Here is a 21,239-nt window from a genome sequence, read left to right on the forward strand (position 1 = left end):
AGGCACGGGAGGAAAACGAAAATGACCTACACCGCACCGCTGCGCGACATCCGCTTCACCCTTGAGGAAGTCGCCGGCATCGGGGCCGTCGCCGCCCTGCCCGGCTATGAGGAAGCGACGGAGGAGCTTCGCGACTCCATCCTCGACGAGGCCGCCAAGATCGCCGGGGAGGTGCTGGCGCCGCTCAACCGCGTCGGCGACACCCAGGGCGCCAAGTGGGTGGATGGCAACGTCACCACGCCGGAAGGCTGGTCGGACGCCTGGAACACCCTGGTCGAGGGCGGCTGGAACGGCCTGCCCTTCGACGCGCAGTGGGGCGGCATGGGCCTGCCGAACGTGCTGAACACGGCCGTGCAGGAGATGTGGCACGCCGCCAACATGGCCTTCGCGCTGAACCCGATGCTGACCCAGGGTGCGGTCAATGCGCTCCAGCAGTTCGCCTCGGACGAGTTGAAGCAGACCTACCTGCCGCGCATGGTGTCGGGCGAATGGACCGGCACCATGAACCTGACCGAGCCGCAGGCGGGTTCCGACCTCGCCGCCATCCGGTCGAAGGCGGAGCCGGTGGGCGACGGCAGCTACAAGGTCTTCGGCCAGAAGATCTTCATCACCTACGGCGACCATGACCTGACGGACAACATCGTCCATCTGGTGCTGGCCCGTCTGCCGGACGCACCGGCCGGGGTGAAGGGCATTTCGCTGTTCGTCGTACCGAAGTTCCTGGTGAACGCGGACGGCAGCATCGGAGCCCGCAACGACGTGTCCTGCGTGTCGCTGGAACACAAGCTGGGCATCCATGCCAGCCCGACCGCGGTGCTGTCCTTCGGCGACCAAGGCGGTGCGCTCGGCTGGCTGGTGGGCGAGCCGCACAACGGCCTTGCCTACATGTTCGTGATGATGAACCACGCCCGGCAGTCGGTCGGCCTGCAAGGCCTGTCCATCGCCGAGCGCGCCTATCAGCAGGCGCTGTCCTACGCCCGCGACCGCGTCCAGGGCACGCCCGCCGGCTGGAAGGGCGAAGGGCGGACGCCCATCGTCAACCATCCGGACGTGCGCCGCCTGCTGATGGGCATGAAGGCGCGGATCGAGGCGATGCGCGGCATCCTCTACACCGCCGCCGCAGCCCACGACGTGCGCCACCACCACGCCGACGCCGAGGCCCGCGCCAAGGCAGCGGTGCTGGAGGAGCTGCTCACCCCCATTGCCAAGGGGTGGAGCACCGAGATGGGCCAGGACATCGCCTCGGTCGGCGTGCAGGTGCACGGCGGCATGGGCTTTATCGAAGAGACCGGGGCCGCCCAGCATCTGCGTGACGCCCGCATTACGACCATCTACGAGGGCACCACGGCCATCCAGGCCAATGACCTCGTGAACCGCAAGCTGCTGCGTGACAAGGGCGCCGCCCTAACCGCCTATCTGGCCGAGGTGTCCCGCCACGCCGAGGAATTGACGGCATCGGCCGACGCCAACCTTCAGGTCCTCGGGCGCGAACTGGCCCTGGCGGCGGCCCGCACGGGTGAGGCGGCGGCCTGGATTCTGGCCAACGCCGGCAGTCCGGCGCTGGCGGCGGGGGCGGCCGTGCCTCTGCTGCACGCCATGGGTCTGGTCGCTGGCGGCCACTACCTCGCCATCGGCGCGCGGGCCGCGCTGAAGCGGCTGGCGGAGGGTGCGGCGGATGACGGCTTCCTCGCCGCCAAGCCGGTCACCGCCCGCTTCTACGCCGAACATCTGCTGGGTCAGGTGGAGGGTTACCGTTCGGCCGTGGTCAACGGCACCGCGACGGTCATGGCCCTGGACGACGCCCAGCTGTAACGGCGCACGAGCGCGCCGAGAGTTGCGCCGCCGGTCGGCTCGCCGGCGGGTCTCGGAGGACGGCCCGGATTCGGAGCCGTTTTCGGGAATTCCCCCAAGGAGCCTCACTTGCCGGGGTGGCGTTCATCGCCGCCCCGTTTCTTTTTCGGGATTATTCCGACACGGTTGCGGTAAGGACAACGGGAGGCATCCCGAAAGCCGGAGACGACGTCATGCGCAACCGCTGCTTCCTGTTCCCCCTGGCGCTGACGACGGCGTTGCTGCTGTCCGGCCCGGCGGTGGCCAACGACAGCACGGGCTTCCAAGGGACAGGCGGCATTGAGCTGTCCGCCAGCGAAGACATTCAGATGATGTCCGAGGATCTGCGGATCGGCCTGGACGAGATCCGGGTGTCCTACGTGTTCCGCAACGTCGGTGATCGCCCCATCGACACGCTCGTGGTGTTCCCGTTGCCGGATCTCGATCTGTCACAGGGGCTGACCGCGCCGAATTGGGGGTTCCCTGCTGAAGGCCCCGACTTCCTGGGCTTCCGGCTGTGGGTGGACGACCGTCCCCTGGCGCCGCAGCTGGAGCGGCGGGCGTTCCACCAAGGCCAAGACGTGACCCGAGAGATCGAGGCGGCGGGCGCGCTCAATCTGGTGCCTTGGAAGCCGGGCGGTTATGACGAGCAGGTCAAGGCCATCCCCGCCGCCGCGCTCGAACGGTTGCGGCGCGCCGGCCTCATCCAGTCCGGCGAGGACGAGAACACACCGCAATGGGTGCTGCGGACCCGCTACTATTGGCGCCAGACCTTTCCGCCGGGCATGGACGTGCGGGTTCGGCACGCCTACCGGCCATTCGTCGGCAACGCCCTCATCGGCAAGGCGACGGACATCGACGGGCGCACGGCGGTCGGCCGCCTCGTCGGTGACGAGACGGGTAAGGGCACTGACCGCTACTGCCTCGACGACGGTACCAAGCGTGCCCTGGCGGCCGTGGAAAGACGCAACCCCAACGACATGATGCCGTTCAGCGCCGCGGAAATCGAATACATCGTGACCACGGCGCGCAACTGGCGAGGACCGATCGGCCGATTCCGCCTGACCCTTGACAAGGGCGCGCCGGAAAACATCCTCTCGCTCTGCTGGAACGGCCTGAAGAAGGTGGGACCAACGACCTTCGAATCGGTCATCGACGACTTCGTCCCGGACCACGACATCCGCCTGCTGATCTTCGTCCGAACCAAGAACCAGCCATAGAGCGGATTTCGATCCGCACGCCGAGGTCGATCAGCAGACAGGTGCCTCAGACGGCAGGATCAGCGCCACCCGTAAGGCACGGCGCGAAGAAGAGCCGATTTTGCGGGCCCGCCGATGGAGTCTGCTTTCCCATTGCGTGCCCATCTGGTTGCGTGCCTACCAAGCGGCGCGCTAAGCCATTGAAAAGATGGTGGGCCCGGCCGGATTCGAACCGACGACAACACCGTTATGAGCGGCGCGTTCTAACCGCTGAACTACAGGCCCGTTCCAAGGGAAGGCGAATGTGCGCCAGAACCGGGGCTTTATGCAACCCCGTTTGGCAACCCTTTCACGCCAAAACGAAAACGGGAGCCCGAAGGCTCCCGTTTCGCATTCCGACGCAGGACGCCGTCCCGGATCAGGTGTCCAGGAAGCTGCGCAGCTTGCGCGACCGCGAGGGGTGCTTCAGCTTGCGCAGGGCCTTCGCCTCGATCTGGCGGATGCGCTCGCGCGTCACGTTGAACTGCTGGCCAACCTCTTCCAGGGTGTGGTCGGTGTTCATGCCGATGCCGAAGCGCATGCGCAGCACGCGCTCCTCGCGCGGGGTCAGCGAGGCCAGGACGCGGGTCGTCGTCTCGCGCAGGTTCGCCTGGATGGCGGCGTCGAGCGGCAGGACCGCGTTCTTGTCCTCGATGAAATCGCCGAGGTGCGAATCCTCCTCGTCGCCGATCGGCGTTTCGAGGGAGATCGGCTCCTTGGCGATCTTCAGGACCTTGCGCACCTTCTCCAGCGGCATCATCAGACGCTCGGCCAGCTCTTCCGGGGTCGGCTCGCGGCCGATCTCGTGCAGCATCTGGCGGCTGGTGCGGACCAGCTTGTTGATCGTCTCGATCATGTGGACCGGGATGCGGATGGTCCGCGCCTGGTCCGCGATGGAGCGGGTGATCGCCTGACGAATCCACCACGTCGCGTAGGTCGAGAACTTGTAGCCGCGCCGATACTCGAACTTGTCCACCGCCTTCATCAGGCCGATGTTGCCCTCCTGGATCAGGTCCAGGAACTGCAGGCCGCGGTTCGTGTACTTCTTGGCGATGGAGATCACGAGGCGCAGGTTGGCCTCGACCATCTCCTTCTTCGCGCGGCTCGCTTCCTTCTCGCCCTTCTGGACGGTGGAGACGATGCGGCGGAACTCGCTGATCGGCAGCTTCGCCTCGTCCGAGATGCCCGAGACGTTCTCGCGCGTCTTGCGGATGTCGGCTTCGTACTTCTCGACGTACTTGCCCCAGGTCTTGGGGTTCAGGCCACGGATGCGCTCGATCCAGTTCGGGTCCAGTTCATGGCCAAAATACTGGTTGAGGAAGTCCTCGCGCTTCACGCGGCACTCGGTCGCCATGCGCAGCAGCTTGCCCTCGAAGCCGGTCAGCTTGCGGTTCAGGGCGTACAGCTGCTCGACCAACTGCTCGATGCGCTGGTTGTTCAGGCGGACGGTGTTCATCAGCTCGACCATTTCGGTCTTGAGCTTGTCGTACTTCTTGTCCGACTGCTTGACCACGTCCTCGCCGCGCTGCATGGCCGCGATGCGGGCCTCGTGCAGCTTGTGCAGCTTGTCGTAGGTGGCCTTGATCTTCTCGAAGGTCTCGATGACCTGCGGCTTCAGGGCGGCTTCCATGGCCGACAGAGACAGGCTGTTCTCGCCGTCTTCGTCGCCCTCTTCCTCGCCCTCGCCTTCGGGACGCGGCGGCTGCTCCTCCTCGGTCTCCTCGGCGGCCTCGACCGCTTCGGCCAGACCCTCGGGCATCTCCTCACCGTCCGGGCCACCACCATAGGTGGCGTCCAGGTCGATGATGTCGCGCAGCAGCATCTTCCCTTCCATGAGGGCGTCGTGCCACTCAAGGATGGCGCGGATGGTCAGCGGCGATTCGCAGATCGCGCCGATCATCATCTCGCGGCCGGCTTCGATGCGCTTGGCGATGGCGATTTCGCCCTCGCGGGACAGCAGCTCGACCGAGCCCATCTCGCGCAGATACATGCGCACGGGGTCGTCGGTGCGGCCGATGTCGTCATCGTCCAGATTGCCGGACGACCGGCCTTCGCCCTCGCCGTCGGCGTTGGCGTTGCCTTCCGAATCCTGCTCTTCCGATTCGACGATGTTGATGCCCATTTCGGACAGCATGGCCATCGTGTCTTCGATCTGCTCGGAAGACGACGTATCCTGGGGCAGAGCCGCGTTCAGCTCGTCATAGGTGACGTAGCCACGCTCTTTGCCCTTGGCGATCATCTTCTTGACGGCAAGACCCATGCCGTCCATGAGCGGACCGTCACCGGATTCATCCCGGGTTTCGGAAACTTCAACGCTGTTCGCAGCTTTCGTGGCCATGCGATCGATGCCCCCGCATTACCCCATTAGAAAAAGACAAATGGCGCGTGCCGCAGCGGCCCCCCGCTGACGATCCGCCCCTGCTAACCCGGTTGTGTACCGCCCCGAACCATGCGCGGCCTTACCCTTCCGTTCGGCGCCCGGCCGTCATAACAGCTAGGCATCGTCGAGGTCCTCGTCATCCGTCATACCCATTCCGGACCTGATAACCTCCTGTTGAAGGGCCACGACCCGCGCGAAGTTCGCTTCGCTGTTGTCACGGGCCAAAGCCGCCTCCGCTTCCCTCAAATCGGCCATCACCTGCCGATGATGCAGATGCCGCCATGTCGGCCACCACCCCCGTTTGGCCTCCAAGGCGGAAGCATCCGGTCGTGCGAAGCCGGCGTGAACGTAAGTCGACTCACTCAGCAGAGAGCCGACAATGGTGTCATGGCCGGCGAGAGACAAGTGGCGACAAAGCGAAGCGGCGTCAAGTCCCGAGTCGTTTTTCGCGTTTCCGGACAGCGTTTCGATGACCGCGCGCCGCAAATCATCGAGCGCCGGATCGGCGAACGGGAGCATACCGAGCGATTCCCCCAACTCGTCAAACAGATCAGGGTGGTTGATCATCACGGCCAGAAGAACGCGCTCGCGCGCATGGGGCAAATGGGCGGGATTGCGCCGTTTGTGGCCCGGCTGCGGCCCGGTGCGCAGGCCCGGCGTGCCGGGAACGTGGCGGCGCGGCGGCTGGCCGGGACGCCCCCCCACCCATTGGCCGGGCTGCCACGGCGCCCGTCCGGGACGCTGGCGCGGCGGCGGGGCGAAGGCCTCGTCCACGCGGCGGCGCATTTCCGTGCGATAGAAGATTTGAACGTCCCGGTCGGCGATTTGCCCCACCCGCGCCTCCAGCGCGGCCTTCACGGCGGCCTTCGATTCGGGGGTGTCGGTGGGCTTGCCCTCGGTCTCCATCCGCCAGACCGCCTCGGACAGCGGAATGGCGTCGTCCAGCAACGCCTGCATGGCGCGGGCACCCTGAAGGCGGATCAGGCTGTCGGGGTCCTCCCCCTCCGGCAGGAAGGCGACGCGGGCCGAATGGCCGGGGGCGAGGTGCGGCAGGATGCGCTCCACCGCCCGCCACGCGGCGCGCCGGCCGGCGTTGTCGCCGTCGAAGCACAGGAACGGCACCTTTTCCGCGTCGGGGATGAGTTTCCACAGCTCCTGCACCTGCGTCTCGGTCAGCGCGGTGCCGAGCGGCGCCACCGCCCCCTCAAAGCCGGCGCGGACAAGGGCGATCACGTCCATGTAGCCTTCGGCGACGATCACCGGCTTGCCGTCGGCCGCCGCCTGCCGCGCCCGCGACAGGCCGTAGAGCAGCGTGCCCTTCTGGAAAAGCGGCGTGTCGGAGGTGTTGACGTATTTCGGCCCGTCGCCCTCCAGGATGCGCCCGCCGAAGGCGACCACCCGGCCGCGCCGGTCGGTGACCGGGAAGATCACGCGGTTGCGGAAGAAGCTGAAGGGCGTCCGCCCGTCGTCCGGCCGCTTCAGCAGGCCGGCGGTGACCATGTCCTCCTCGGCGAAGTTCAGCTTCAGCAGATGCTGGCGCAGCGCCCCGGAATCGCCGGGCGCGAAGCCCAGCCGGAAGCGGGCCATGATTTCCGGGTCGAGGCCCCGGCGCTGAAAATACTCCAGCCCCGCCCGCCCCACGGGGGCGTAGAGCTGCTGTTCGAACCAGCGCGCCGCCTGCTCGACGAGGTCATGGAGCGTCTTGCGGCGCTCGTAGCGCTGCTTGTCCTCTTCGGTGGCGCGGGGGACCGGCAGGCCCGCCTCCCCCGCCAGCGCCTCGACCGCCTCGGGGAAGGCCAGATTGTCGTGGCGCATCACGAAACCGATGATGTCGCCGTGGGCCCCGCAGCCGAAGCAATGGAAGAAGCCCTTCTGGTCGTTGACGTAGAAGGAGGGCGTCTTCTCGTGGTGGAACGGGCACGGGGCCTTGTATTCGCGCCCGGCGCGGATCAGGCGCATGCGCTTGCCGACGACGTCGGACAGCGCCAGCCGGGTGCGCAACTCCTCCAGGAATTGGGGCGGAAAGGCCATGGGTGAGCGTCACCGTGACGGGATGGGCAGAACCCTATAGCAGAACGCCGCCGGACACTCCAACGGCTCCGCCCGCGTTCGGTCTACTCCGCCGGCACCCCGCCCTTCAGCCGCCCGCCCCTCAGCCGCCGGAAAGCTGCTGCTTCACCACGGGGCCGGCCTTGGCGAAGTCCATCTGGCCGGCGTAGCGGGCCTTCAGCTCCGCCATCACCTTGCCCATGTCCTTGATGCTGGCCGCACCCGTCTCGGCGACCACGGCCTGGACGGCGGCGTTCACCTCCTCGTCCGACATCTGCTTCGGCAGGAAGCCTTCGATGACGCCGATCTCCTCGCGCTCCTGCTCGGCGAGTTCGAGGCGGCCGCCCTGCTCGTACAGGCTGATGGATTCGCGGCGCTGCTTGATCATGGTCTGCAGCATCGACAGGATTTCGGCGTCGTCCAGTTCGGGGGCGCCGCGCGTGCGCGCCGCGATGTCGCGATCCTTCAACGCGGCCAGGATCAGGCGCACGGTGGACACCGCGCGCTGGTTCTTGGCGAGCATCGCCTGCTTCAAGGCCTCGTTCAGCCGCGTGCGCAGCATGCCTGTTCCCTCATCTCGATAGGCCGGGACACCCCGGCACGGACCGGCAATATTCCTAAAATGCCGGCGGATTGCCACGGCAATTCGTTTCCGCACCCCGACCATGCAAACGGACCGCTGGAAATCGGATCACCAATCGTCATATACGGTTGACCGGCCCACCCGTCCCGATTAATCGGTCCCGGCTCCGTCCGCGTGTCCTCACGGATTTTCGGACGAACCAGGAGCGAACGGCGACGCGTGCGCCGAGCGGGACGAACGCGCTGTCGCCGTTCCGCAACACGATTATATGTACCCGCGGCGGCTCTTGATAAGGTCTGAAGGATGGCTCAATCGACTCTCCCGGCGGGCGATGCCGGCGCTTACACCGGTGTCCTGGTTCTGTCCGACGGCACCGTCTTCAAGGGCCGAGGCATCGGTGCCGTGGGAGATTCGGTGGGTGAGGTGTGCTTCAACACCTCGATGACCGGCTATCAGGAAATCCTGACCGACCCGAGCTACGCCGGGCAGATCATCACCTTCACCTTCCCGCACATCGGCAACACCGGCGCCAACGTCGAGGACATCGAGACGGTGACCCCGGTGGCGCGCGGCCTGATCCTGCGCGCGGACATCACCGACCCGTCGAACTGGCGCGCCACCCGCCACCTGGACGACTGGCTGAAGAGCTTCGGCCTCGTCGGTCTGGCGGGCGTGGACACCCGCCGCCTGACCCGCCGCATCCGCGACCTGGGCGCGCCGAACGGCGTCGTCGCCCACGCGCCGGACGGCAAGTTCGACCTCGACGCGCTGATCGCCAAGGCCAAGGGCTGGCCGGGGCTGGAGGGCATGGATCTCGCCAAGGAGGTTTCCTGCCGCCAGACCTACGGCTGGGACGAGGGCGCCTGGACCATGGGCCAGGGCTATGCCAAGCAGGAGGAGCCGCGCTTCCACGTCGTCGCGCTGGACTTCGGCGCCAAGCGCAACATCCTGCGCTGCCTCGCGGCGGCCGGCTGCAAGGTGACGGTCGTGCCCGGCAACGCCACAGTCGAGGACGTGATGCGCCACAAGCCGGACGGCGTCTTCCTGTCGAACGGCCCCGGCGACCCCGCCGCCACGGGCGAGTATGCGGTCCCGACCATCCGCGGCCTGATCGACACCGGCCTGCCGGTGTTCGGCATCTGCCTGGGCCACCAGATGCTGTCGCTGGCGCTGGGCGCCAAGACGAAGAAGATGCCGCTGGGCCACCGTGGCGCCAACCATCCAGTGAAGGACCTCGCCACCGGCCGCGTGGAGATCACCAGCCAGAACCACGGCTTCGTGGTGATGGAGGAGACCCTGCCCGCCGACGCCGAGGTGACCCACGTCAGCCTGTTCGACGGCACCAACGAGGGCATCCGCCTGAAGGGCAAGCCGGTCTTCTCGGTGCAGTACCACCCCGAGGCCTCGCCCGGCCCGCAGGACAGCCACTATCTGTTCGACCGCTTCGTGGACCTGATGGCCGGCAAGCCGCTGCCGTAAGCGTCCCAGCCATACGAACGCAAGAAAGGGAGCCGGCTTCGGCTCCCTTTTCTTATGTCAGCCCAACTCCACGCGCACGGTCTGCACGCCGTCGGCGACGGCGATCTCCACGACCTTGGGCGCGCTTTTGGCCTTGATGACGCTGATGTCGCCGTTGCGCTCCAGACGGGCCTCGGTCACCTGATCGACGCCGGTCATCCCGTGGCGGCGCAGATCCTCGTCTAGGTCCCTCTGGGTCAGGTGCGCGCGCCGCATCGCCGCCCAATCGACCGTGCCGTCGCGGACCAGAAGCCGCGCGTCGCCCTTCACCAGCCAGCCGAAGCCATGGAACCGGCAGCCGATGGCGGAGATGGCGGCGTGCAGCGCGATCAGCATCGCCGCCGCGCCGAGCGCCGGCACGAACGGAGCGTTGCCGGTGATGGCGCGGCTGACGACGGAGCCCAGCATGATGCCGAGGATCACATCGAAGGCCGTGGCCTTGCCCATGAACCGCTTCTTGCCGAGGCGGACCATCGCCACGGTCACGACATAGACGACGACTGCCCGCAGGACCATCTGGCCGAGGCCCAGTTCCTTGCCGTCGAGGCCGAGTCCCAGAGCGAATCGCACCACCGCCGCAATCTCATCCATCTCTGCCCCCGTCCCTTCCGTCTTCTACGACGGGAAACGACGGCAGCCGGCGGCGGTGCCATTTCTTCGCTATTTCCCGCCACCGGGTTTGGTGCGGGGCTGGACGCGCTCCACGCCGCCGAAGGCGGTGGCACCGCCACGACCGCCGGCGCCGCCGGCCTGCCCGACCTGGGTGTCATCCACCTCGGTCGTCTTGCCGGGGCTCTTGCGGCCCTGGCCGTCGGCCGGCTTTTCCGGCCCGCAGGGCGGAGTCATGGGGCCGGGCTTCTCGTTGAAGGGCGCCTGGCCGGTGGTCTGCCAGTCGGCGCCGCTCCGCTCATTCCGTTTATCGGACATCGTAAATTCTCCCTCCTGCACGCTCACAGAAACACCGCCATCAGGGCCAAAATCGCCACCACCACGAACAGCGCCGGGATCGCCATCCCACCGCCCGACCAGCCGGAGCGGGTCGAAGACGGCGTCACGGTGGAATGCGTCACGGTGGAATGCCGGGCATTGGGCGAGACGCCCTCGGCGGCAAGGCCCGGATTGGCCGGCCCGGTGCGGTCGTCCACCGGTGGGCGCTGGCGCAGAGTGCCGTCCCGGACATCGGCCGGCGAACCGCCGGGATAGTCGGGGCGCGGATTGCCCGTGCCGGGACCGGCCCCGACGTTGCTGGGTCTGCCATTGTTGGGGCTGCCTTTGCCGGACGCGGTATCGTCAGGGTTGCGGTCAACCATTCCGGTCACCCAAGTCCTTCGCCAAAAGTTTGCGTTCCTCGCAATCAGGCAACAGAACGAGTCCCGGCCGGTTCCCCTTGGACGCGTCTATTTCGATGGGGGTATGTCTTTTCAGGCCGGACTCTGCGATGTTGCGGGCCCGCGCCGCCGCTCAACCAACGCGAGGAAAGACACGACCGTGCCTGTTCGGGAACCGATCTCGGACCTGCAAGCCCAACCTGCGGAAAGCGGCACCGCCCCCCGCACGCCGGCCGGTGGCCTGTCTTTGCGCGCCGGGCTCGTGCTGCTGGTGATGGCGGCGCTGCTGCCGGTGCTGGCCTTCGCCGGCTGGACGGTGATCCGCATGGCCGAGGCCCAGCGGGCAACCATCGAGCGGTCGGGCCAGGATCTCGCCCGAACGATGGCCGTCGCCATCGACCGTGAGCTGACCTCCATGGTCACGGCGCTGCAGGTGCTGACGAACTCCCACCACATCGCCACGGATGATTTCGCCGCCTTCCACCGGCAGGCCACCAACGTGCTGCGCGACAAGGACATTCGGCGCGAGGGAATCCACATCGTCCTGTCCGACGGGAACGGCCAGCAGATCGTCAGCACGCGCCGCCCTTATGGCGAACCGCTGCCGCGCGCGGCGGTGCCGGCCCTGATCCGCCGGGCGGCGGAAACCGGCCAACCGCAGATTTCGGAGCTGTTCACCGGCGCCGTGGCCAGCCGCCCCGTGGTCGCCGTCGCCGTGCCGGTCCCGCGCGAAGGCGGGGTGAACCGGGTCCTGTCGATGAGCGTCCCGACCGAAGTCCTGGCGGCCGTCCTGGCCAACCAGACGCTGCCGACCGGGTGGATCGCCGGCCTGTGGGACCGCAAGGGCGTCTTCATCACCCGGACGAAGGCGCCGGAGGCGTTCACCGGCACGCCCGTATCGCCGGACACCTTCCAGCTGACATCGACGACGCCGGCCGGAACCTTCCGCTTCAACGCGCGCGACGGCGTTCCCTTCTTCAACGCCTTCGCCCGGTCGGACCTGTCGGGCTGGACCGTCGCCGTGGGCGTGCCGCAGGCCATCATCGACGAGCCGATGCGCCAGTCGGTGACCCTGGTGCTGAGCGGGGGCGGCATCCTGCTGATGCTCAGCCTGCTGATGACGCTGGCGGTCGGCCGGCGCATCACCGAGCCGGTGACCGCGCTCGCCGAATCCGCGCTGGCGCTCGGCCGCGGATCCATCCCCGCCGCGCCGGTTCTGGCCGAGCGCACCCTGCTGCGCGAGGTGAACGAGGTGGCCGGCGCGCTCGCCACCACCGCCCGGCGCCTGCGCGATAGCGAGGCACAGCAGCGGCTCGCCATGGAAGCGGTCGGCCTCGGCGTCTGGCGCTTCGACGCGCGCGGCGGGCAGTTCCACGGCTGGGGCCGCACGGCCGCGCTGCTCGGCGTGTCCGCCACCGGCGGGTCGTCGCTGGAGGCGTGGATCCGCAACGTCGCGGCCGACCACCGCGACCGCATCCGCATCGCCCTGCACCGCGACGGTCCGGCCGCCGGTGAGTTCGAGGTGGAGTTCCCGGTGGGCTCCCCCGATGGCCGGGTGCGCTGGCTGGCCATGCGGGGCGCCTTTCTCGCCGACCCCGATCCGCAGGCAACGCGCGCCGTCGGCATCCTGGAAGACGTCACCGAGCGCCGCCGCGCCCACGAGGAGCAGCTGGGCGAGGTGGTGGAGCGCCACGCCGCCGACCGCCGCCTGTTCGCCGCGATCATCGAGAGCAGCGGCGACATGATCGTCGCCATGGACCAGGATCTGCGCTTCATCCTGTTCAACAACGCCTACCAGGACGAGTTCGAGTCCCTCTTCGGCCAGCGCCCGGAGATCGGCGCCTCGCTGCTCGACATGCTGGCCGGACTGCCGGACATGGAGGCGGCGGCGCGGGAGCTGTGGGGCCGCGCGCTGTCCGGCGAGAGCTTCACCATCGTTTCCGACTTCGGCAACCCGATCCTGCGCCGCCGCCGCTACGAGCTGGCCTTCGGCACGATCCTGGACGCGGGCGACCGGCGCATTGGCGCCTTCCACGTCGCCCGCGACATCAGCGAACGCGAGCGCGCCCAAGCGGCGCTGCGCGACGCCGAGGAGGCGCTGCACCAGGCCCGCAAGATGGACGCCATCGGCCAGTTGACCGGCGGTATCGCGCACGACTTCAACAACCTGCTCCAGGCCATCGGGTCGGCGCTCTATCTGATCGAGGCGAAGGCGGACATCGACGGCGGCCCAGCCGGCGAGGCGCTGAGCATGGCGACCAGAGCGGTGGATCGCGGCGCCACGCTGACCCAGCACCTGCTGGCCTTCTCGCGCCGCCAGCGGCTGGAGCCGAAGACGGTGGACGTCGGCGCCCTGGTCCAGGGCATGGTTGGGCTGCTGGAGCGGACGCTCGGCGGCACGATCCACATCATGACGGAGACCGAGCCCGGCCTGTGGGCCGCGCAGGTGGACCCCAGCCAACTGGAAATGGCGCTGCTGAACCTCGCCATCAACGCGCGCGACGCCATGCCCGGCGGCGGAACGCTGGTGATCCGCAGCGTCAACTGCGCGGCCGATGCCGCCGCGCGTCCGGCCGATCTCGCCCCCGGCGACTTCGTCCGAATCGCGGTGACCGACACCGGCACGGGCATGAGCCCCGACGTCGCCGCCCGCGTCTTCGAGCCCTTTTTCACCACCAAGGGCGTCGGCCACGGCACTGGCCTCGGCCTATCCATGGTGCACGGGCTGGCAGCGCAGTCCGGCGGCACGGCGACGCTCGACACCCGTATCGGCGCCGGCACGACGGTGGCGCTCTACCTGCCGCGCGCCGAGATTGGGGAAAGGATGCTGGAGGCCGCCGTCCCGGAACCCGAGGCTGCCAAGCATCAGCGTTTCGCCACCGTCCTCGTGGTGGAGGACGAGGCGCTCGTCCGCATGACCACCGTGACGGTCCTGGAGCAGGCCGGTTTCCACGTCACGGAGGCGTCCAGCGCCATCGAGGCTTTGGAGATTCTGTCCGGCGAGACGGAGGTGGACCTCGTGCTGACCGACTACGCCATGCCCGGCATGACGGGGCTTGAGCTGATCCGGACCCTGCGCGCCGAGCGGCCGAACCTGCCGGTGCTGATGGTCACCGGCTACGCCGAGATCCCCAAGGCCGCGCAGATCGACGGGCTGACGATCATCCAGAAGCCCTACCGTTCGGAGGAGCTGGAGGCCCGCATCCGCGCGACCCTCGCCCCGCCCTCCCCTGTGGGCATGCCATGACAGGCCGATGGACGCCCTTCCGCCTTGCCCGCTCTGCGGCCGTCCGATGATGCCGGGGCCGAGCCTGAACGAACACCACCTCGTCCCGCGCACCTACGGGGGACGGGAGACGGTGACCATGCACCGCATCTGCCACGCCAAGATCCACGCCGTGCTGAGCGAACAGCAACTGCGTGACCACTATCATACGGTCGAAAGCCTGCGCGGCCATCCGGACATCGCGTCCTTCCTCCGCTGGGTCGCCCGCAAGCCGCCGGAGTTCATGGACCGACACGATTCCGGACGCGGGAAGAGGAAGCGGTGACCGTCTCCCCTTCGTCCTCCCCGCGAAGGCGCACGGTTGTCCGGGGAAGCGTGCCCGCTCGGAGCGTTCCGTCTCCTCACCGTCATCCCCGCGAAGGCGGGGATCCAGGATCTCCGCGGTTCAATGCTTGTCCGGGCTGGATTCCCGCCTGCGCGGGAATGACGACATAAGGACAGGCATACGGCGAAGACGGGCCGCCCAAACCGGCGTGGTCACCCGTCCAGGTCCTTGACCATGCGCCACTGATCCAACGGCTCTTCCAAGATCCGCCCCTCGGGATCGGTGAAGCGGAACGTTTCCCGGAGCGTCCCCGCCTCTCGCCAGCCGAGCCTTTCGTAGAAGCGCCGCGCCCCCTCGTTCGCCCGCTCCACCCCCAGTTCGGCACGGTGGATACCGCGCTCCCGCAGGATCCGTTCGGCGGCGGTCATCAGGTGCCGGCCGATGCCGGCGCCCTGCAAGGGGGGAAAGGTCCGCACCGCCCACAGCACCGCCGTCCCCTCCCCCCGCTTGCGGGCGAGGTCGATCCACACCTGACCGACCGGGAATCCGGCGGTCAGCGCCAGCAGCATCAGCCCGTCGCCCCGTTGCTGCGCCTCGAAGGCATCGCGGATCACGGCCCGGTGCGGGGAGAAGAGGCCCATCCATTCCAGCGCCGGCAGGTCCGCCTCTGCGCAGAGGCGGATGACCATCTCGACCGTCAGCGTCGCCCGACCGAGTGTGGGCGGTTCAGGCATCGGTCAGGACGGGCTCGGCGAGCCCGACGCGGCGGTACAGCTCCGGCCGGTGGTTGCGCCAGTTCTCGATGACGCATTCGGTCGCCGGACGGTCGTAGTAGTTCCAGGGCAGGTTCCGGGCGTTCAGACCCACGAAGTGGGCGCCGGCCCGCCCAAGCTCCGGCACCTTCGGCCAGAAGGGGGAACAGAGGTTCACGTCCGCCGTGGACACCACATGGGCCGGACGGCCGAGATCCAGCGCCACGACCTGAAGCCCCTGCTCGTCCAGTTCGGAGCGCAGCGGCACCGGATGCCGGGCCAACACGGCCCAAAGCGCGGCGCCCAGGTCGTGGCCGGGCGGCAGGCCGCGGATGCCCATGTTCCGGGGATCGTCCCGCGTCAGGCCGGCGAAGGCGCCGAAGGCCGCCGTCACGTCAGCGGCGACGAGGCAGCGGGGTTCCGCCTCCTCCAGCCACGCCCGCATGGCCTCGGGCAGGTCCCAGAGGATGCAGTCGTTGTCGAGCGACAGCTCGTACCGGTCCGGGAAGCAGCGCAGCGGTGCGAACTTCCAGGCCACGCCCTCCGCCATCTCGGCGTCGAGGTGATCGCGCAGGAAGTCGGGCAGTCCGCCGGCCGTGCGCCACTCCACCGCGTCCGGCACGGCGCCCGTGCGCCGCTGGGCGGCTTCGGGCGTCAGGCTGTTGACGACGACCGCATAGCGCGCCTCCGGCCCGAACAGCCGCCACGCGCCCCAGATGGAGAGCCGCAGCGCCTCGAACCCGCGCGGACTGACGTCGCCGATGGTCCAGCGGACTCCGATGGGTCGGTTCATGCGTCGTCTCCGCAATGGAAGCGGCGCGTGACGCTCGGCTGGTCCAGGGCGCCCCAGCGGTACTTGTAGGGCTCCCGCCCGCGCAGGAAATGGAACTCGGCGGCGCCCTCGCGCAGAGCCTCGGCGATGGCGTGGCCGACGATGAGAACGCCGGGGCCGAGCGGCGCCAGTTCCGGATCGAAGCCGCCCAGGTAGTAGTAGGCGCGCCGGCCCCCACCCAGACCGTCGCCGAACCCGTAATGGACGGCGGCGAGCTGCCCGCCGATGCGCAGGCGGTGCATGCGCAGCAGCCCGGCCTCGGCCAGTGCCGGGGCGGCCATGCGGTGGAAGGACTGGACGGCTGGGTCGGCGAGGACGCCGGACTCGCCACGTTTTCCCCAGCGGGCAGCGTGCAGGCGGAACAGATCCTCCAGCATGCCGCCGGCCGTGTGCGCGGTGGCCGCCTCGATCTCGATGGCGCCGGCCCGCTCGGCGCGGCGGGTGGTGTGGCGCAGGTTGCGGGCTTGGCTGGCCAGCAACACCGCGCCGAGGCTGGCGGCGCTCGGCGGCAGGGGCAGCACGGGGCAGACATCGGTCACCCCGCCTTCCTCCGACCAGCCGGGCGGAGCCGCCGTGCGGAGCAGCGGCGACCACGGGGCCAGCGCGGGGAACTCGATGCTGGGGCAGCCGGTCAGGCCGGGGATGGCGGCCAGAACGGGACCGAGCGGAACGTCCTCCTCCACCAGCGCGTCCAGCATGTCGGTGATGCCGACGCCGAGCGGCAGCAACCTGTCACCCTCCCGGTACAGGGGAATGACGCCGACCAGCCGGACGCGGCGGTACAGGGCCAGCACCCACAGGTCGCCATGACCGAAGCTCCGCCACCAGGGGATCAGCCAGGCCGGGTGCTGGAACGGCGTGGCGTGCGGCACCCGGCGCCACAGCGCGGCCCAGGGTGCGGCCAAAGCCTCCAGCGCCGGCCCGCTGCGGGCGGAGACGATGCGGATGTCGGACGATAAGGCGGGAACGCGGACCGTCCCCGTTTCCACCCGCGTTTCCGTCCAAGCCCGCATCATGCCGCCCCCGCTTGCAGGTTCCGGCCGGCCAGCCGGGTGTAGAGGTCCAGATAGTCGGCCGCCATGCGCCGGGCCGAAAAGCGCATTCTTGCGGCGGCCCGGCAGGCCTCCGGATCCAGGCGGGCGGCGTTCGCGATGGCGTCGGCCATTTCGGACGCGTCCCTGACAAGGAAGCCGGTCACGCCGGGCTCCACAAGCTCCGGCAAGGCACCGTTGGGAAAGGCGACGACCGGCGTGCCGCTCGCCATCGCCTCCATGGCGACGAGCGAGCTGGTCTCCGGCGCGAGGCTCGGCACCAACAGGCATTGGGCCGCCGCCAGCAGGCGCCGCTTGCGGGCACCGCCCACCGGACCGAGGAAACGGCTGCCACCGGTCAAGCGGGGGCGGACCTTGCTGGCGAAGTAGCGTTCGTGCTCGGGGTACGGGAACACCTGTCCGCCGATCAGCAACGGCAGGCCAGCCCGCTTGGAGGCGTCGAGGGCGAGGTGGATGCCCTTCTCCGGGCAAACCCGGCTCATGGTCAGGGCGAAGCGCCGCTTGGTCAGGCGGGCCGCGAAGCGCTCCACCGCCACGCCGTTGGCGATGGGGGGCAGCAGCCGGACGCTCGGGGGGCAGACCCGGTGCTGGGAGGCCGAGACGCAGACCAGATGCGTGTCCGGGCGCTTGGGAGCAAGCGCGTCCGGTGGGTACCAGCCGGGCGGCAGATGCAAGGTCGCCAGCGCGGGCACGCCTGGCGGCGGCAGATAGTCGGCGAAGTCGATGCCGTGCAGATGGACCAGATCGACCTGATGACGGGCCAGCGCCGCGCGGATCGTGCGGCGCACGGTGGCGTGGACGGCGGCACGGACGGCATCGTCGATCCGGCCGCGCACGGTGTGGACCGGCAGCAGGGTTCCGGCGACCGATGAGCCCTCGCAGGCCACGACGAGGGAACGGTGGCCGGCCTCCACCAGGGCGTGATCGAGGGTGCTCAACACCTGCTCCGCCCCGCCGACCGCGTCGGGACCGACGGGGGCGAAGGGATAGGCGACGCTCAGCACGGTCAGAGGCATCCGGCACCCTCCAGCCCGAGCGTGCGCAGCGCCTCGGCGGCCAAGCCGCGCCAGCGCTCCCCGGTCATGCCCCACGGGAAGCGGTCGTAGTTCAGGAGGCCGGGATGCGGCGGGGTGGTGAAGTCGTAGGCGGGGGCGCGGCGGAACTGCTCCACGTCGTCCCGGAAGGGGGCGAGCGTGGCCGCTTGGCTGGCGTGGGCGTCGAGCATCCGGCGCTTCAGCCGGCGGGCGGCGGGGTCGAGGGTGACGGTGTGGACGGGGATGCCGGGGGCCGGCAGGAATTCCTGCACGTTGGTCATGCCGTCCGCGCCGTGATAGCCGGCCATCTCGACGATGCTGGGGGCGGCACCGTCGAGCAGGGCGCAGGCGGCGTGAACGGCGAAGGCGGTGGCGTCGTGGTCGGGGTGTCCGCCCTCGTAGGCGTGGGTCAGCACCACGTCGGGCGCCCGGTCCTCAATCCGATGCATGACCAGCCGGGTCAGGGCGGCGAGGTGGAAGGAGGCGTCCTGGTCGGCGAAGCCCAAGCTGTCCAGCCGGTCGGCCGTCACGCCGGCCTGGGCCAAGGCCCGTTCCAGTTCCAGCCGGCGCAGGGCGGCGTATTCCAGCACGCCGGTGCAGCCGGCGGCCTCGGCATCCACACCGGAGCGGGGGGCGCCATCGGTGGTGTGGAGGATGCGGACCTCCTTGAGGCGGCCGAGATGGGCGCCGGCCCCGATGGTCTCGTCATCGGGATGGGCCACGACCACCAGCGCGCGCTGGCCGAGGTCGAAGGGCAAATGGCCACAAACATCGGGACGGCGGGACGCGGGTGGCGCCTCGTCGATGCAGGAGAAGGGCATGTCGGCGGTTCGCTGTTGCGGAAGAGCGAAAGCCAAACAGGAACCAGAGCTGCCGTGTTCCGGAACTCCGGAGCGGTAGACACACCCCTTACAGGCGGCTTTTCCCCTTTGGGATATACCGGTTGATCTCGCCGTTGCAGGACCGGCTGACCCGTTCGTATTCGGCCACCGTGTCCACCTGGGCCTGACGCCGTTCGCGCTCGCGCCCGAACTCCTGCATCATCTGGCGCATGGTCGCTTCGATGGGCCGACGGATCGCGCCTAGAGCTTGTTCCTGGGAGCGGGCGCGCACCGGCCGGGTTTGGGAGATTGCCCCTTCCAAGCGGCGCTTGATGGTCGGCCCGAACTCCCGCAACAGCTGCTCGTCCACGGCGATGTGCTTCATCTCGTGGTTCAGCACCTCGCCATGGATGCAGGAGCCCTGCGGCAGCTCGCGGGCCACGAAGATGATGCGTTCCTGAAAACCGAAGGTGACGTTCAGCGTCTTGGCGGCGCCGCAGACGGTGCCGTCGCCCATCGGCTGGAACAGGGCGCCGAGTTGCGACTGTTCGCCGTATTTGGCGTGGGCGAGGCCCATGATGTGCCCGCGCGAGGCGCCCGCCGGCCCCGGCGCCCGGCCGGGCATGGCGGCGAGCTGCGCCAGCGGCCGGGTGTAGTCGCGCTGGAGCTTGGCGACCTGGAACTGCACGTTCACCTCCACCGGGCCGAAGCGCGGGCAGGAGGCGCCCTGCTGCGCCATGGCCGGGGATGCGGACAGCATCCCGGCCACGCCCAGAACCATGCCCGACACGAGGAGGTATGCCGTCAGAGGCAGGCGTGCGACCGTCATGTCCCCGAATGTCGGGAGCGGCCCCGCCTCAAGCAAGGGCCGCTGCCGGGTCTGCGCCGATCAGCCGCGCGCGCCGGGGTAGAGGAAGCGGGCCTTCAGCGTGCCTTCGATGGCGCGCAGCTCGTTCGTCACCTCGGCCTCGTCCACGTCGCCGTCCACGTCCACCACCACGTAGCCCAGCTCCGGATCGGTCTGGAGATACTGGGCGGCGATGTTCAGGTTGCGGCCGGAGAACACCTCGTTCAGCTTGCGCAGCACGCCCGGACGGTTCTCGTGGACGTGCAGGAAGCGGGTGCAGCCGGCGTGCACCGGCAGCGCCACCTGCGGGAAGTTCACGGCACCCATGGTCGAGCCGTTGTCCGAATACTCGATCAGCTTCTGCGCCACCTCGGTGCCGATGTTGGCCTGCGCCTCCATGGTCGAGCCGCCGATGTGCGGGGTCAGGATGACGTTGTCCAGGCCGCGCAGGGGGCTGACGAACTCCTCGTCGTTGCCGCCCGGCTCCTTCGGGAAGACGTCGATGGCGGCGCCGATCAGGTGCCGCTCCTTCAGGGCGCGGGCCAGCGCGTCGATGTCCACGACCTGACCGCGCGCAGCGTTGATGAGGTGGCTGCCCTTCTTCATGGTGCGAAGCTGAGCCTCGCCGATCATGTTGCGGGTCTGGGCCGTGTCCGGCACGTGCAGGGTCACCACGTCGGACACCGCCAGCAGCTCCTCCAGCGAGTGGCAGGGCTGCGCGTTGCCGAGCGCCAGCTTCTTCACGATGTCGTAGTAGCGGACCTGCATGCCCATGGATTCGGCCATAATCGACACCTGCGTGCCGATGTGGCCGTAGCCGACGATGCCCAGCGTCTTGCCGCGGATCTCGTAAGAGTCCTTGGCCGACTTCATCCAGCCGCCGCCGTGGACGAGGTTGGACTTCGGGAAGATGCCGCGCATCAGCATGATGATCTCGCCGATCACCAGCTCCGCCACCGAACGGGTGTTGGAGTACGGCGCGTTGAAGACCGGGATGCCCATGCGGCGGGCCGCCTTCAGATCGACCTGGTTGGTGCCGATGCAGAAGCAGCCGACGCTGAAGAGGCGGGTCGCCGCCTCCAGCACCTTCGCGGTCAGGTGGGTGCGCGACCGGATGCCCAGCATGTGCACCGAGCCGATGCGCTCCAGCAGTTCCGATTCGTCCAGCGCGTTCGGCAGCCGCTCAACGGTCGCGTAGCCGCTGAGGGCCAGCTCGTTGATGGCGTTGTCGTGGACGCCTTCGAGGAGAAGGATGTTGATCTTGTCCCTGGAGAGCGAAAGCTTGGTCACGGCGGGCATCCGTAATGTCTGGTGGCCCCCATGTCGGCGGGCCGTATGAAATGCGAGCGCGCAAGGTAATACCAAGACGGGGCCTTGTCACGCGAGGGATGTTGCGTTGCCGCACGCGTCCGCGCATGGCGGCT

Annotated in this window: 18 protein-coding genes and 1 tRNA gene; 5 read left to right on the top strand and 14 right to left on the bottom strand. The window is 68.8% G+C overall.

Annotation, left to right across the window (positions count from 1 at the left end):
• The first annotated feature begins 21 nt into the window (after nt 1–21).
• The gene (locus J2852_RS09380; RefSeq protein ID WP_209874303.1) at nt 22–1,812 is read left to right on the top strand and encodes an acyl-CoA dehydrogenase family protein; all 1,791 of its coding nucleotides are present in this window, start codon (nt 22–24) and stop codon (nt 1,810–1,812) included.
• Between the two features lie 212 nt (nt 1,813–2,024).
• On the top strand, nt 2,025–3,050 hold the full coding sequence (locus J2852_RS09385) for a DUF4424 family protein (RefSeq protein WP_209874305.1): 1,026 nt from the start codon (nt 2,025–2,027) through the stop codon (nt 3,048–3,050).
• A gap of 188 nt (nt 3,051–3,238) precedes the next feature.
• Here J2852_RS09385 and J2852_RS09390 read toward each other — a convergent pair.
• From J2852_RS09390 to J2852_RS09405, 4 genes are all read right to left on the bottom strand, one after another.
• Nucleotides 3,239–3,314: transfer RNA gene (locus J2852_RS09390), tRNA-Ile, on the bottom strand.
• 133 nt (nt 3,315–3,447) lie between these two features.
• Complete coding sequence (gene rpoD / locus J2852_RS09395; protein WP_209874308.1) at nt 3,448–5,406, bottom strand: RNA polymerase sigma factor RpoD; 1,959 nt, start codon at nt 5,404–5,406, stop codon at nt 3,448–3,450.
• Nucleotides 5,407–5,562: 156 nt separating this feature from the next.
• Complete coding sequence (dnaG, locus tag J2852_RS09400; protein ID WP_209874311.1) at nt 5,563–7,479, bottom strand: DNA primase; 1,917 nt, start codon at nt 7,477–7,479, stop codon at nt 5,563–5,565.
• Nucleotides 7,480–7,600: 121 nt separating this feature from the next.
• The gene (locus J2852_RS09405; RefSeq protein ID WP_209874314.1) at nt 7,601–8,059 is read right to left on the bottom strand and encodes a GatB/YqeY domain-containing protein; all 459 of its coding nucleotides are present in this window, start codon (nt 8,057–8,059) and stop codon (nt 7,601–7,603) included.
• A 324-nt stretch (nt 8,060–8,383) separates the two neighbouring features.
• Between J2852_RS09405 and carA the strand changes: the two genes are divergently transcribed.
• Nucleotides 8,384–9,559, top strand: a complete 1,176-nt coding sequence (gene carA / locus J2852_RS09410) for a glutamine-hydrolyzing carbamoyl-phosphate synthase small subunit (RefSeq protein ID WP_209874317.1) — start codon at nt 8,384–8,386, stop codon at nt 9,557–9,559.
• Between the two features lie 57 nt (nt 9,560–9,616).
• Here carA and J2852_RS09415 read toward each other — a convergent pair whose 3' ends face one another.
• From J2852_RS09415 to J2852_RS09425, 3 genes are all read right to left on the bottom strand, one after another.
• On the bottom strand, nt 9,617–10,189 hold the full coding sequence (locus J2852_RS09415; RefSeq protein ID WP_209874320.1) for a DUF421 domain-containing protein: 573 nt from the start codon (nt 10,187–10,189) through the stop codon (nt 9,617–9,619).
• Between the two features lie 69 nt (nt 10,190–10,258).
• Nucleotides 10,259–10,525 carry a hypothetical protein gene (locus J2852_RS09420; RefSeq protein ID WP_209874323.1) on the bottom strand — a complete coding sequence of 89 codons (267 nt, stop codon included), beginning with the start codon at nt 10,523–10,525 and terminating at the stop codon, nt 10,259–10,261.
• A gap of 23 nt (nt 10,526–10,548) precedes the next feature.
• Nucleotides 10,549–10,908: a hypothetical protein gene (locus J2852_RS09425; RefSeq protein WP_209874326.1), complete on the bottom strand. Its 360-nt coding sequence runs from the start codon at nt 10,906–10,908 to the stop codon at nt 10,549–10,551.
• A gap of 178 nt (nt 10,909–11,086) precedes the next feature.
• Here J2852_RS09425 and J2852_RS09430 point away from each other — a divergent pair, with 178 nt between their 5' ends.
• Nucleotides 11,087–14,173 (top strand): response regulator, encoded by a 3,087-nt coding sequence (locus J2852_RS09430; RefSeq protein WP_209874329.1) that lies wholly within the window; start codon nt 11,087–11,089, stop codon nt 14,171–14,173.
• 7 nt (nt 14,174–14,180) lie between these two features.
• The gene (locus tag J2852_RS09435) at nt 14,181–14,477 is read left to right on the top strand and encodes an HNH endonuclease (RefSeq protein WP_246499403.1); all 297 of its coding nucleotides are present in this window, start codon (nt 14,181–14,183) and stop codon (nt 14,475–14,477) included.
• 212 nt (nt 14,478–14,689) lie between these two features.
• Here the strand turns inward: J2852_RS09435 and J2852_RS09440 are convergent, their stop codons facing one another.
• The 7 genes from J2852_RS09440 to serA all read right to left on the bottom strand — a co-directional run bounded on the left by J2852_RS09440 (nt 14,690) and on the right by serA (nt 21,105).
• Entirely contained in the window at nt 14,690–15,211 is a 522-nt protein-coding gene (locus J2852_RS09440) for a GNAT family N-acetyltransferase (protein ID WP_209874332.1), read from the bottom strand.
• Nucleotides 15,204–16,022, bottom strand: a complete 819-nt coding sequence (locus J2852_RS09445; RefSeq protein ID WP_209874335.1) for a hypothetical protein — start codon at nt 16,020–16,022, stop codon at nt 15,204–15,206. The genes J2852_RS09440 and J2852_RS09445 overlap by 8 nt, the downstream gene beginning before the upstream one ends.
• Entirely contained in the window at nt 16,019–17,077 is a 1,059-nt protein-coding gene (locus J2852_RS09450) for a GNAT family N-acetyltransferase (RefSeq protein WP_209874338.1), read from the bottom strand. The genes J2852_RS09445 and J2852_RS09450 overlap by 4 nt, the downstream gene beginning before the upstream one ends.
• The gene (locus tag J2852_RS09455; RefSeq protein ID WP_209874340.1) at nt 17,074–18,129 is read right to left on the bottom strand and encodes a glycosyltransferase family 4 protein; all 1,056 of its coding nucleotides are present in this window, start codon (nt 18,127–18,129) and stop codon (nt 17,074–17,076) included. The genes J2852_RS09450 and J2852_RS09455 overlap by 4 nt, the downstream gene beginning before the upstream one ends.
• A complete protein-coding gene (locus J2852_RS09460; protein ID WP_209874343.1) occupies nt 18,120–18,968 on the bottom strand; it encodes a PIG-L deacetylase family protein in 849 nt (282 codons plus the stop codon). Before J2852_RS09460 ends, J2852_RS09455 begins: the two co-directional genes overlap by 10 nt.
• Nucleotides 18,969–19,056: 88 nt before the next feature.
• Nucleotides 19,057–19,797 carry a hypothetical protein gene (locus J2852_RS09465; protein ID WP_209874346.1) on the bottom strand — a complete coding sequence of 247 codons (741 nt, stop codon included), beginning with the start codon at nt 19,795–19,797 and terminating at the stop codon, nt 19,057–19,059.
• Nucleotides 19,798–19,857: 60 nt separating this feature from the next.
• On the bottom strand, nt 19,858–21,105 hold the full coding sequence (gene serA / locus J2852_RS09470; RefSeq protein WP_425514361.1) for a phosphoglycerate dehydrogenase: 1,248 nt from the start codon (nt 21,103–21,105) through the stop codon (nt 19,858–19,860).
• Between the last annotated feature and the right edge of the window lie 134 nt (nt 21,106–21,239).

It is taken from the genome of Azospirillum soli, from assembly GCF_017876165.1.
GTDB classification, from domain to species: Bacteria; Pseudomonadota; Alphaproteobacteria; order Azospirillales; family Azospirillaceae; genus Azospirillum; species Azospirillum soli.